At 72.1% G+C, this 12075-nt stretch carries 11 protein-coding genes; 4 read left to right on the top strand and 7 right to left on the bottom strand.

Annotated elements, in window-relative coordinates; translation table 11 throughout:
- Nucleotides 1-173: 173 nt before the first annotated feature.
- The gene (locus tag NBZ85_RS18985) at nucleotides 174-1781 is read right to left on the bottom strand and encodes an MBOAT family O-acyltransferase (protein WP_261562335.1); all 1608 of its coding nucleotides are present in this window, start codon (nucleotides 1779-1781) and stop codon (nucleotides 174-176) included.
- Between the two features lie 250 nt (nucleotides 1782-2031).
- Here NBZ85_RS18985 and NBZ85_RS18990 point away from each other — a divergent pair, with 250 nt between their 5' ends.
- Nucleotides 2032-2931, top strand: coding sequence for an alpha/beta fold hydrolase (locus NBZ85_RS18990; protein WP_261559794.1), 900 nt, complete (start codon nucleotides 2032-2034; stop codon nucleotides 2929-2931).
- A 58-nt stretch (nucleotides 2932-2989) separates the two neighbouring features.
- Here the strand turns inward: NBZ85_RS18990 and NBZ85_RS18995 are convergent, their stop codons facing one another.
- The 3 genes from NBZ85_RS18995 to NBZ85_RS32740 form a co-directional block, all read right to left on the bottom strand.
- Nucleotides 2990-3451 carry a DUF2269 domain-containing protein gene (locus NBZ85_RS18995; protein ID WP_261559795.1) on the bottom strand — a complete coding sequence of 154 codons (462 nt, stop codon included), beginning with the start codon at nucleotides 3449-3451 and terminating at the stop codon, nucleotides 2990-2992.
- Between the two features lie 80 nt (nucleotides 3452-3531).
- Nucleotides 3532-4647 carry a trypsin-like serine peptidase gene (locus tag NBZ85_RS19000; RefSeq protein WP_261559796.1) on the bottom strand — a complete coding sequence of 372 codons (1116 nt, stop codon included), beginning with the start codon at nucleotides 4645-4647 and terminating at the stop codon, nucleotides 3532-3534.
- Between the two features lie 258 nt (nucleotides 4648-4905).
- Entirely contained in the window at nucleotides 4906-5331 is a 426-nt protein-coding gene (locus NBZ85_RS32740; RefSeq protein ID WP_261559797.1) for an antibiotic biosynthesis monooxygenase, read from the bottom strand.
- 83 nt (nucleotides 5332-5414) lie between these two features.
- On the opposite strand from NBZ85_RS32740, the gene NBZ85_RS19010 reads away from it, so the two are divergent.
- A complete protein-coding gene (locus NBZ85_RS19010) occupies nucleotides 5415-6113 on the top strand; it encodes a PadR family transcriptional regulator (RefSeq protein ID WP_261562336.1) in 699 nt (232 codons plus the stop codon).
- On the opposite strand, the gene NBZ85_RS19015 is transcribed toward NBZ85_RS19010, so the two are convergent.
- The 3 genes from NBZ85_RS19015 to greA form a co-directional block, all read right to left on the bottom strand.
- Complete coding sequence (locus NBZ85_RS19015) at nucleotides 6033-8027, bottom strand: vWA domain-containing protein (protein ID WP_261559761.1); 1995 nt, start codon at nucleotides 8025-8027, stop codon at nucleotides 6033-6035. The two genes, NBZ85_RS19010 and NBZ85_RS19015, sit on opposite strands and share 81 nt — an antisense overlap.
- Before the next feature lie 31 nt (nucleotides 8028-8058).
- Nucleotides 8059-9543 (bottom strand): magnesium chelatase ATPase subunit I, encoded by a 1485-nt coding sequence (locus tag NBZ85_RS19020; protein ID WP_261559763.1) that lies wholly within the window; start codon nucleotides 9541-9543, stop codon nucleotides 8059-8061.
- Between the two features lie 214 nt (nucleotides 9544-9757).
- Entirely contained in the window at nucleotides 9758-10240 is a 483-nt protein-coding gene (gene greA / locus NBZ85_RS19025) for a transcription elongation factor GreA (RefSeq protein WP_261559765.1), read from the bottom strand.
- A 460-nt stretch (nucleotides 10241-10700) separates the two neighbouring features.
- Here greA and mca point away from each other — a divergent pair, with 460 nt between their 5' ends.
- Both mca and NBZ85_RS19035 read left to right on the top strand, forming a co-directional pair.
- Complete coding sequence (gene mca / locus NBZ85_RS19030; RefSeq protein ID WP_261559767.1) at nucleotides 10701-11594, top strand: mycothiol conjugate amidase Mca; 894 nt, start codon at nucleotides 10701-10703, stop codon at nucleotides 11592-11594.
- Between the two features lie 202 nt (nucleotides 11595-11796).
- A partial coding sequence (locus tag NBZ85_RS19035; protein WP_261562337.1) for a hypothetical protein occupies nucleotides 11797-12075 on the top strand: 279 nt, incomplete at its 3' end.

A 12075-nucleotide genomic window follows, 5' to 3' on the forward strand; every position in this document is an offset into this window, starting at 1 on the left:
GGTCGGGCGCGGACGCCGGTGGCCGGGTCGGCCCCGCATCGTCGCGCTCGGTCATGGTCGCGGGGCTCCGTCGACGGCTGTGGAGGATAGACGGAAACTCGCTTTCCGTGCTTGCATGATTACCTTAGGTGCTTCACTGGGACGTGGTGGCTCCATGCCCCGGCGGGCCGTCCTCAGAAGCGGAAGTAGATGAACGGGGCGACGTCCTGCTGCCCGACAACCGCGTAAATGACCATCATGGCCATGGTCAGCAGGGCGATCTGCGAGCCGAGGCCCACCTGTGTGAACCGGGCCTGGGTCCTGGTCCACCAGCGCTGCGGGACGGCCGCCGTGGTCAGGCCCACCGCTATCGCGGCCACCACCGAGGGGGTGACCAGCGGCGCCGGGCCGCCGGCTGTGAAAAGCCGCGCGAACAGGTGGCCCGCCGTATCCAGATCCGGGGCGCGGAAGAGCACCCAGGTCGCGCAGACGAAGTGGAAGACGGCGAGGCGGGCCGCCCACTCGCGCACGGGGCCGGCGACTCGGGCCGTGGTCCCGGCGGCGGCCGGTGCGGGCGCCGCCGCCAACCCGACCGCCCGGGACGTGGGCGCTGTCGAGGAGGCCTCTGCTCCTGCGTCAATCGCGGGCACGTTGGGCTGCGCGGGCACGTCGGGTCGCGCGGGCACGTCGGGCCGCGCCGGGAGGCCGGCGCGCGGCAACGGCATCCGCGCGGCCCCGGCGGCGGCCGTCCGTCCCGTCCGCCGGGCCCGTAGCCGGCGTTCGGTCACCAGGGCGGCGCCGTGCAGCGCCCCCCACAGTACGAAGGTCCACGATGCCCCGTGCCACAGGCCGCCCAGGGTCATGGTGATCATGAGGTTCAGGTGGGTCCGGCGGCGCCCGCGTCGGCTTCCGCCCAGGGGCAGGTACACGTAGTCGCGCAGCCAGCGCGACAGCGTCATGTGCCAGCGCCGCCAGAACTCCTGCAGGCTGCGCGACGCATAGGGCCGGTCGAAGTTGTCCGGGAAGCGGAAGCCGAGTAGCAGCGCGATCCCGATGGCGATGTCGGAGTAGGCCGAGAAGTCGCAGTAGATCTGGACGGCGTAGCCGTAGATGGCGACACCGATCTCGGTGGACGAGTGCTGGCCGGGGGCGTCGAAGACCGGGTCGACCAGCCGGGAGGCGATGACGTCGGCGAGCACGACCTTCTTGATCAGTCCGCCGAGGACGAGGAACGCGGCCCGCGTGGTAGGCACCCGGGCCGGGTCCCGCGGGGTGGCGAGCTGCGGGAGGAACTCGCTGGCCCGCACGATGGGGCCGGCCACCAGATGCGGGAAGAACGCCTCGTAGACGGCGAAGTCGAGCAGCGGTGCCGGCGGGGTGATCCCGCGGTGGACATCGATGACATAGCTCAGCGCCTGGAAGGTGAAGAACGAGATCCCGATCGGCAGCGCCACCTGGAGCAGTGGGAGCGGGGCGGGCAGCCCGGCGTCGGCCAGGGCGCGATCGACGGACAGCGCGAAGAAGCCGTAGTACTTGAACCAGCCGAGCAGGCCGAGGTCGCAGACGATCGCCGCGGCGAGGATGCGCCGGTCCCGGAACCGGTGGACCGCCCGCGCGGCCGCCTGGTTGATCAAGGTGGAGGCGACGATGAGCAGGACGAACCGGGCATCGGCGAAACCGTAGAAGAAGTACGACGCGGCGAGGATGAACGGCTTCCACAGCGCCGGTCGGGGCATCAACAGCCAGGACAGCGCCATCACCACGACGAAGAACGCCGCGAACTCGATCGTCGGAAAGATCACCTATGGCCATCCAGGAAGATCGGGCGTGCGGCGGGAGGCATGGGGGAGACGAACCGCAAGTGGCCACTCTATGAAGTTGAGAAGATACATAAAGTAGTGACTGGCCGAAGGGGCGTGCGGTCAGGCGTGGCGGGACGACTGGCGAGATCGGCGCCGTCGGCGGGGCGGTGGGCGAGCCCGAATGGGTGACGTTGGGTCGATTCGGCCTGGAAGGCGTGCGTGTCGGGCACGGGATGACTACCTTCCGACCATGGGCATCGTCACGGTCAACGGCATCGACCTCGCCTATGAGATCCACGGTGACGACGACGGCCTGCCGTTGCTGATGATCGGTGGTCTCGGGCAGCAGCTCGTCGGTTGGCATCCCGACCTGCTCGCCGCGCTCGCTCGGCGCGGTTACCGGGTGATCATTTTTGACAATCGTGACGTGGGCCTGTCCACCCACCTTGACGACCTGGGCCGGCCCGACCTGGGGGCGATCATCGCCGGGCGCTTCGACCTCGCCCCCTATGGGCTCGCCGACCTCGCCACCGACGCCCTGGGGCTGCTCACCGCGCTCGACGTCGAGTCGGCGCACCTGCTGGGCCTGTCGATGGGCGGTATGGTCGCCCAGATCGCCGCGCTGCGCAGTCCGGCGCGGGTCCGCAGCCTCACATCGGTGATGTCACACCCCGGCGACCACCGGGTGCAGCCGACGCCGGAGGCCATCGGGCTGTTCCTGCGACCGGCGCCGCTCGACGTGGAGCAGTCCGTCCTCGCCGCGCACGAGGCGCACGAGATCCTCGGCTCGCCGGAGTTCGCGCCAGACGAGGCCTGGCTGCGCCGACGCGCCGAGATCTACTGGGACCGCCGGAGCAACCCCGACGGCGTGCTGCGCCAGGTCGCCGCGGTGCTCTCCGCCCCGGACCGCACCGCGGAGCTCGCCGGGCTGCGCCCGCCCACCCTGGTCGTCCACGGCGGCGCCGACCCGCTCATCCCGGTGATCGGCGGCCGGCTGACGGCCGCGGCGATCCCGGCCGCGGAGCTGCTGGAGATCGACGGGATGGGCCACGACCTGCCCCGACAGGTATGGGACCGGGTGCTCGACAAGCTGGAGGACGTCGTCGATCGCGGGGAGGCCGGCCGGCGCTCCCTCGCCGCCGCGAGCTGACGAGCTGACCGCGGGCCGCCCGCCGGGTCGCCGCCCGCCGGGTCGCCGCCCGCCGGGCTCAGGCCCCGGGTTTGACCACCATCAGGGCGATGACCACTACCCAGCAGGCGGAGCTCAGCACGGCGCCACCGGTGATGGAACCGAGCCGGCGACGGGCGTCCCCGCCGGCGTCGATCTCGGCGATGGCATGCGACAGGCTGGGCGCGATGACCGCCAGGCAGATCCCGCACGCCACCACCCACAGCACCAGCGAGCCCAGCAGCCAGGAGTCGCTGAACGACCGCACGCTGCCGAACGACCCCTGGTGCACCATCCCCGCGCCCGTCACCACGATCAGCAGTGAGGCCACTGCGAACCCTCGCACCAGACGGCCGGCGAGCCGCAGGATCGGCAGGGCGCGCGGTCCGGTCCGCAACAGGCTGGGGACGGACGCGCACACCAGGGTCAGCGGTCCGACCACGAAGATCGCAAGAAGGATGTGCAGGGTGAGAAGGAGCCCGAAGCTGCCCGGATGCGGCATGGGGGGACGGTACCGATCGGCACACCGCGCCTGTGCACCGGCTATGGGCGAACTGTCGCGGTCCTGTGCGTTCTGCCGGGTCAGAGTCGGTAGGACTGGTAGTAGAGCAGCTTCACCCCATCGCCGAAGTGCGTCCCGTACAGACGATCGGTGGAGCCGGCGTAGGCGTAGCTGACCACCCCGTCGATCCAGCCGTGCCCGGGCCCGAGTCGGCCGAACCCGGTGATGAACGGGCCACCGCTCGCCCCCGCCGTCATCCGGCAGCCCACCCCGATCGACGGGCCGCCGTACGGGTCGGCGGACCCGGGCCCGGCGCAGTAGATGAGCTGGCTGCCGTCGTACGGCAACAGGCGTGGGTAGCCGAAGCTGTACTGCGGGTAGGTGCCCGACAGGCCGAACGCGATGCCCTGAGCCCCGGCCACGTCCTCGAGGTGCCGGCCGCCGTGGGTGTTGAACAGGGCGAAGCCGGCGTCGACGTCGAAGTTCGAACCGCTCGCCCAGCCCGGCGTCACGGTCAGCCGGCGGGCGGTCCAGATGCCGTACGGCAGCGTCCCGTCGGCGTAGCCCGGAACGAAGGCGACCCGTTGGGCGAACTGGGCGCCAGCTCCGCCGTGCAGGCAGTGCCCCGCCGTCACGACGAGGTCGCGCCCCGGGCTCGTCACCACACTCGCCGAGCACGCGAAGTCGGCGCCGCCGATCGTGGTGAACAGCCGACCGGTGGTTGCCGTGACCAGCCCGCCCTGGGTGTACGGCGTGCCGTCGCTGGGCGGCGGCGGCGTGTTCGACAGCCCGGGGTCCGGATCGTCGGCGAACGGGGCGGCCGCGGCCGTCGCGGCGTCGGTGGTGGTGTTGGAGCGGTCGGTGATGTGGGTGCCGAAGGCCCGGTCGCGACGCTCGGCCGTCCAGTACCGCTCGACCTCGCGCTGCTCGGCGATACTGACAGCGCCGGGCGCCGACAGCGGCGACGGCTGCCCTCGCGTGATCTCGGCGGCGATGTCTGCCGGTCGCACCACGCCGGCTGCGGGGCCGGCGAGCGGCGGGCCACCGCCCGTCGGTCGCACAGCCGCGCCTGGCAGGCCGGTGAGGCCGCCGATGTGGTCGAGGCCGTCCGCGAGGATCGCGCCGCCCGCTGTGGCCCGGGCGGGGGAGGCCGGCATGGCCGTGGGGGCGAGCCCCACGCCCGCCGTCAGCAGCACCGCGGCGACCAGCCGCGAGCGGGCTGGTGGTCGAGGACGCTGCCCCCGCTGCCGCAGGCCCGCCCGATGCCTCGCGTCGCCCGCGTCTTCCCGTGCCCTCCGTGATCTCACGATCGCGCAGAGTAGCAGAATTCGAGATCTGGATGGTCGGGGCGCGGCGGGCGCCTACCGAGTGCCGATCAGATCCCCCGCGACGGGTGAGGGCGGCCAATCGAGGGCGGCTCATCGAGGGCGGTCGGTCGCGTCCCCGCGGGATGGTCAGTCGGTCGGCGCGGCGAGGTGCTCGTGGGCCTGGGCCCAGGTGGGGGCGCCGGCGCTGGCCCGCGGGCGCCAGAAGACGAAACGGGACCGAGCCATCGCGGGCCCGAGGCGGCGCATCGCCTCCCGGTGGCGCGGGTCGCCGACGAACGCGTCCAGCGCGGCCCGGTCCGTCCACGCGGACAGGGTCCAGTACTCGCGCCGCAACGGGCGGGCGACCAGCGAGACGCCGAGGGCGCCGGGCGCGGCCAGCACGGCCCGCCGGACGGCCATCGCCGAACGCAGCATCGCGACCGTGTGCCGGGTCGAGGTGAGAACGAAGTGAGAGGCCATGACCTCGATGGCGCCGTCCGCCGGATTGGTGCCGCTGGTGTGGGCCGCGCCGGGCTTGCGGTCTGGCGGGATGGTCCAGGGGATCGTCGGCACGGTGACCCACCTCCACAATCGTCTGACTCGGACTATCGCTCGAGGCAAGGATAGTCTCAAAGAGACGGTATGAGTCAAGCCGTATGATGAAGACCATGGTGGAGATCGCGCTGACGCCGGTGTCGTACCTGGTCCTCGGGGAGGTGGCCCGCCGGGGCAGCGCCACGCCCTACGACCTCAAGGTCTCGGTCGCCGAGTCGGTCGGGAACTACTGGTCGTTCCCGCACGCGCAGCTCTACAAGGAGCCGCCGCGCCTCGCCGCGGGCGGGCTGCTGGCCGAGGAGCGGGAGGCCACCGGGCGCCGTCGGCGGATCTTCCGGATCACCGATGCCGGCCGGCGCAGGCTGCAGGAATGGCTCTCCTCGGCCGACTCCGGACGCACCGAACTACGCGACCTCGGCCTGCTCAAGCTCGCGTTCGCCGACCTCGGCCGCCCCGGCGACGTAGCCCGGCTCGCCCGTGCCCAGGCCGCCGCGCACCGGGCGCACCTGGAGACCTACCGCACGCTGGCCGCGCTGCCGGCGGACGCCATGGTCTGGTCGCTGCGGCGCACCCTGGACCTCGGGCTCGCCTACGAGCGGCTGATGGCGGAGTTCTGGGAGCGGCTCGGCGCCGACCCCGCCCTCCCCCCGCCACCGCCCGCCGACTCCGCGCGGCCGACGGGGGACGACCCGAGCCAGGGTGCCGCGGCCGCGGCCGGATCAGCGGGCGACGTGGTGGCGTCCCCGGGAACGCAGGTAGTCCCGGATGACGTAGCTGCCGAGGGCGGTGGGGTCGGGTGAGAGGACCCGCCCGCCGTTGCGCCTGGCCATCTCCTCGACGAACTGCACGAGGCGCGGCTCGTCGTCGAGCATGAACACGTTGATGGTCACCCCGCGGCGGGTCAGCCGGTCCACCTCGGCGAGGGTCAGCTCCAGGGTCTCGGGCATCGGCGGCCAGGAGAACGACGGCGTGCCGTCGCGCAGCAGGTGCGCGGTGGGCTCCCCGTCGGTGACCACCATGACGACCGGTTCGGCCTGCGGGTAACGGCTGAGGAGCCGGCCCGCGATGAGCAGGGCGTGCTGCAGGTTCGTGCCCTGGACCATCTCGGAGTCGAGGCCGGCGAGCTCCACCGGCCGCAGCTCGCGGGCGTAGTCCGAGAAGCCGATGATGTGGATCTTGTCCTGTGGGAACGAGGTGCTGACGAGGGTGTGCAGCGCCAGCGCCGTCGACTTCGCGATCCCCCACGTTCCGCGCAGGGCCATCGAGTAGGACAGGTCGACCAGCAGGCAGACCGCGGCGGTGGTGCGCCGCTCGGTCTCGGCGACCTCGAAGTCGCTGACCTCCAGCCGCACCGGGCGGCCCCGCCCGGGTGGCCCGGCGCGCAGCACCGCGTTGCGGACCGTGCGGACGACGTCGATCGGTTGGGTGTCGCCGAACTGCCAGGCCCGCGAGGTGCCGAGCAGGTCGCCGGCGGAACCGGCGTCGGTGAGATTGTGATCGCCGCGGCCGCGGGCGGTGACCTGGCGGAAGATCCGTGCCAGCGCCGCCTGCCCGATCCGGCGCACCGCCCGCGGGGTGAGCTCGAGATTGCCGGCGCGGCGGGTGATGAATCCCTGCTGTTCGAGCTCCCGCTCGACCTGCTGCAGGCTGCGCAGGTCGTCGACGGCCGAACGACCGAGGGCACGGGCGACCGCGTCGGGGTCGATGTCCTCCAGCGACGCCCCGGCATAGTCCTGCCCGAGCGAGGCGGCGAGCTCGTCGAGTTCCGCCAGCTCCTCCAGCGCCGAGGTGGCATCGCCGAGGCCCAACGGCTCGTCCCCGGTGAGGCCCTCACCGAGCCGCCCGCCGCGCCCGCGGGGCCGGCCGCCCCAGTTCAGGTCCGGGCGGGAGGCGTGCAGTGCCTGGGTGAGCCGGGACATCTCGGCGGCCAGTCCCAGGTCCTCCATCGCGGTGGACATCAGGTCGGCGAGCTCGGAGCGCTGCTGCGGGGTGAGCCCCGCGAGCAGCCGGGCGGCCGCCGCCGAGCGGCGCGCCAACGCGTCGACCAGCTCGTCGAGCGACTGCGGGTTCTCCGGGAAGAACTCGCCGTACTGGCGCATGAACTCGCCGAACGCCTCGTCGGTGTCCTCGCCGCGGGCGTCGGCCTCCAGCAGGGTGTTCAGCGCCCCGACCATGTCGCGGATGCGGGCGAAATCCTCCGGCGTCGCCCCTTCCAGGGCCTGTTTCATCCCCTTGAACTGGGTGTCAAGGACCTCCTTGCGCAGCAGCTCGGAGATCTTCTCGTAGGTCTCGCGGGCCTGCGGGGAACGCCAGTCGTACTCGGCCAGCGACCGCACCGCGCGCGCCGGGTCGGCGGGCAGCGCGTCGAGCTCGGCCTCACGCAGGCGGGCCTCGTCCGACGGGTCGGGGAACAGCGCCGCCCGTTCCTGACCGACGGCCGTGTCGAGCAGCCGCCGGACCTCCTGCAGGGTGCCGTCCATCCGGCCGCGGGAACGCGCTTCGCGCCGGCGCCGCTCAATGGCGCGGCGCATGTCGTCCAGCCCGCGGCGGCCGGGCATACCGCGGCGCAGCAGGGCTTCCAGCGCCTCGCGGGGGGTGCGGCCCTCCAGGATCTGGCGGGACATCTCGTCGAGTGCGCCGGCGGCGGTGAAGGGGGAGGCGAGCGGGTCGGGCCCGCCGTCCCAGGGGCCGTAGCGGAATGTGCCGGAGCTCACCGGGGTCCTCCCACGGATGTCAGGATCGGGCCTAGGAGCCGTAGACCGTTCGGCCTGGCAGCTCCTCCTTCGCCAACCGGCGGTTGAGGTGCAGTCCCTCCATCGCCAGCTCCAGCGCCGCCGCGGCGAGGCCGGGCGACTCCGCGCCGTCCACGCCGAGCCGGTTCAGGATCGCCGCGAGTCCGGGCACCGGGCCGACCCGGCGCAACAGCTCGGCGGCGGGCACCATGTCGCCCGTCTCGACCGGGCCGTCGGCCTCGAAGCGGTTCTGCAGCCCGGTCAGATCGGCGCCGGCGAGGCGGGCCCGGAACGTCTCGGCGATCGCGCGGCGCAGCAACAGCGCGAGCACCTCGTCCTCGCGCCCCTCCTCGAGCTGGTCGAACTCGACCTTGCCGCGCACCGCCGGCACGATGGCGGAGAGGTCGACCACCCGGGCGGTGGGCATCTCCTCCCCGGTCAGCGCCGCGCGGCGAACCGCGGAGGCGGCCACTGTCTCGGCCGCGGCCACCGCCAGCCGAGCCGACACGCCCGAACGCTGGTCGACCTGCGGAGCTTCGCGGACAAGGCGGGTGAATCTTGCCACGATCTCCAGCAGGTGATCGGCGATCTCGGGGGTGCCCAGCGGTGAGCCCGCCCAGGAGATCACCGACTCCTGGCGGATCAACGCGAGCTCGTCGGCGAGCTGCAGCGGGTAGTGCGTCCGGACCTCGGCGCCGAAGCGGTCCTTGAGCGGGGTGATGATCCGGCCGCGGTTGGTGTAGTCCTCGGGGTTCGCTGAGGCCACCAGCAACAGGTCGAGCGGCAGGCGCAGCAGGTAGCCGCGGACCTGGATGTCGCGCTCCTCCAGCACGTTGAGCAGCGCCACCTGGATGCGCTCGGCGAGATCGGGTAGTTCGTTGACGCTGAAGATGCCGCGGTTCGTCCGCGGCACCAAGCCGTAATGCACCGTTTCCGGGTCGCCGAGGGTGCGGCCTTCGGCGACCTTCACCGGGTCGACGTCGCCGATCAGGTCGCCCACGCTGGTGTCCGGGGTCGCGAGCTTCTCGCCGAACCGCTCGGAGCGGTGGCGCCAGCCGATCGGAAGCTCGTCGCCGAGCTGAGCTGCCAACGCCCGGCAGCGGCCGCAGACAGGCTCGTAGGGGTGGTCGTTGATCTCGCAGCCGGCGACGGTGGGCGACCACTCGTCGAGCAGGCTCACCAGGGTGCGGATGAGCCGGGTCTTGCCCTGGCCGCGTTCGCCGAGGAAGACGATGTCGTGGCCGGCCAGGATGGCGCGCTCGACCTGCGGCAGAACGGTCTCGTCGAACCCGACGATGCCCGGGAAGCGGGGCGCCTCACTCTTCATCAGAGCGACAAGGTTGTCCCGCAGCTCCGTGCGCACGGGGCGGTGCACATGCCCGCTGCGGCGGAGCTCACTCACCGTGGCGTGCGGCGGAGCGGCACCCGCTGGCGGGGTGGCCGAGGATGTCGCGGTCGGTGGCACGGAATGACGGGGCGGTGCCGGCAGATCCTCCACGCGTCGACGGTACGTCGGCACCGCCCGCGGCGCAGCCAAGTCGGCTGCCGTCCGCTGCAGGCGTAGTCGGGGGGTACCTCCGTCTGCCTCGCCCGAAGCGGCCCCGCCCGCCCGATTTGTTCGGGCGGGCGGCTCGTAGGTGCCGATGTGCCAGCCACTATGGGCGACCCCCGGGCCGGCCGAAGTGGCATGGCCGGACCAGGCCCGGGTGCCGTCAGGAGCCGTAAGGTGCGACCGAGACGATCTCGACCTTCGCGGAGCGGCCGCTGGGGAGCGTGTAGCTGACGGTCTCGCCGGCCTTGTGGCCGGTCACGGCACCACCGAGCGGGGACGCGGGGGAGAAGACGTCGACGGGAGCGCTGTGGTCCTCGCGGGAGCCGATGAGGAACTTCTCGGTGTCCTGCTCGCCGGGGAAGCGCACCTCGACGACGGTGCCCGGGCCGGCCTCCCCGCTCAGGTTGGGAGCCTCGCCCACCTGCACGTCGCGCAGCAGGTCCATGAGCTGGCGGATCCGGGCCTCCTGCTTGCCCTGCTCCTCCTTGGCGGCGTGGTAGCCGCCGTTCTCCTTGAGATCGCCCTCCTCACGGGCCGCCTCGATCTTGGACGCGATCTCCGTGCGCCAGGGGCCGGTGAGGTAGTCGAGCTCGGAGCGGAGCCGGTCGTATGCCTCCTGAGTGAGCCAAGTCTGCTGCGTCACGCGGGTCACGCTCCTCGGTGAACATCAAAAGGGTCACGATATCAAGGTGAATCAAGGAAATCTGGGTCGAGTCCGCTGACTCCGGCGGCGGCTCCTCGACCGCCGGGAGACCCTGGACCAGCGGTTCCTACCCTCGCGGGCGATCCGTCAGTCCGAGGTTTCGACCATGACTGCACACCTGGCGAAGCGGGAGCGCGGCGGATGGGTGCCGCACTCCGTCGGTCCCCCGAGGCCGGACCGACTCCGATGTCGGTACACCGGCCGGTGACGCTACACCCGTTGCCGCGTGAGCGGACGGTGCAGTGTGCCACGGCGTTGGGTGACTTTTCCAGATCAAACGTGGAGGCGGGCTCCAGGGTTCCGCACGGCGGTGTCGCACGGCGGTGTCGCACGGCGGTCACGTCGCGGCCACCCCGGTCGATGACCGCGGTTCGGCCCAGCCATCAGCGACAATGGTGGCATGCCTTCGGTCGACGAGCGGCATGGCCTGCGTCTCATGGCCATCCATGCGCACCCTGATGACGAGTCCAGCAAGGGCGCGGCCACGATGGCGCGCTACGCGAGTGAGGGTGTGGACGTACTTGTTGTGACCTGTACGGGCGGTGAGGAGGGCAGCATCCTCAACCCCGCGATGGACCGGCCTGGCGTCGCAGAGCGCATCGTCGAGGTCCGCCGCGAGGAGATGGAGAACGCCCGGCGCATCCTCGGTGTCCGCCAGGAGTGGCTGGGTTTCGTCGACTCCGGCCTGCCCGAGGGCGACCCGCTGCCGCTTGTGCCACCGGGGCGCTTCTCCACCACGCCGGTCACCACCGCGGTCCAGCCCCTGGTCAGGCTGATTCGCACCTTCCAGCCGCAGGTCATCACGACCTACGACGAGTCCGGCGGCTACCCGCATCCCGACCACATCATGACGCACAAGATCAGTATCGAGGCCTTCGAGGCGGCCGGCGACCCCGAGCGCTATCCCGAGGTCGGGGTCGATGCCGGGCTCGACCCATGGCAGCCGCTCAAGCTGTACTACCACCTCACCTTTCACAAGGAGCGCATCCTCGCCCTGCACGAGGCGCTGCTGGCCCGCGGCCTGGAGTCCCCCTACACCGACCGCCTCGACGAGTGGGCCGGCCGGGCGGCAGAGGCGGGCCGGTTGACCACCAGGGTGCCGTGCGCGGACTGGTTCGAGACCCGCGACCGCGCCCTGATCGCGCACGCCACCCAGGTCGACCCCACCGGATGGTGGTTCCGGGTTCCGCTCGACGTCCAGCGGGAGACCTGGCCCACCGAGGACTACCAGCTCGCCCGCTCGCTGATCGAGGTCGGCACCCTGCCCGAGGACGACCTGTTCAACGGCGTGTGAGGGCGCGCGTGGCGGGCGGCCGGCCGGCCGTCGCGGGCTGCTCGCGCCCGCCACGGGCGTTCCGGCGCGGCGTAGGGTCGAGAGTGGGTACCGCCGGGAGCCCACGGTGCACCGTCCTCGTGGGGCGGGGCCGGCCGCGCGCTCGCGTGGCACAGCGGCGGGTGATGACCGCAGAGATGGATCCTGGTGTGAGGACGTCACCGTGAACGAGATCTTCGCCGGTTCCGTGCTGGCCGAGCAGGAGAGCAGCGCGGGCGGTCTTGGATTGCTCATCGTCGTGGGGCTGATTGTGGTCTCCGCCGGGCTGTTCTTCATGCTTTCGAAGAGCCTGCGCCGGATGCGCTCGAACGTGGCGAACGGAGATTTCCTCGGGGTTGATCCAGACCGGCCCACCGGCCTGGTCGATCCCCGTCAGGCGATTCGCCGCCGGTCGGTGCTGGCAGGCCGGAAGGGCCCGGTGATCGAAGGCGAGGTCGTCGGC

This window comes from Frankia tisae (assembly GCF_025403405.1).
GTDB lineage: Bacteria > Actinomycetota > Actinomycetes > Frankiales > Frankiaceae > Frankia > Frankia tisai.

What these genes read in the sequence shown, in the direction of transcription:
- NBZ85_RS18990 (WP_261559794.1), top strand. Translation starts at nt 2,032, where the DNA reads ATGGGCATCGTCACGGTCAACGGCATCGACCTCGCCTATGAGATCCAC.
- NBZ85_RS18995 (WP_261559795.1), bottom strand. Translation starts at nt 3,451, where the DNA reads ATGCCGCATCCGGGCAGCTTCGGGCTCCTTCTCACCCTGCACATCCTT.
- NBZ85_RS19010 (WP_261562336.1), top strand. Translation starts at nt 5,415, where the DNA reads ATGATGAAGACCATGGTGGAGATCGCGCTGACGCCGGTGTCGTACCTG.
- mca (WP_261559767.1), top strand. Translation starts at nt 10,701, where the DNA reads ATGCCTTCGGTCGACGAGCGGCATGGCCTGCGTCTCATGGCCATCCAT.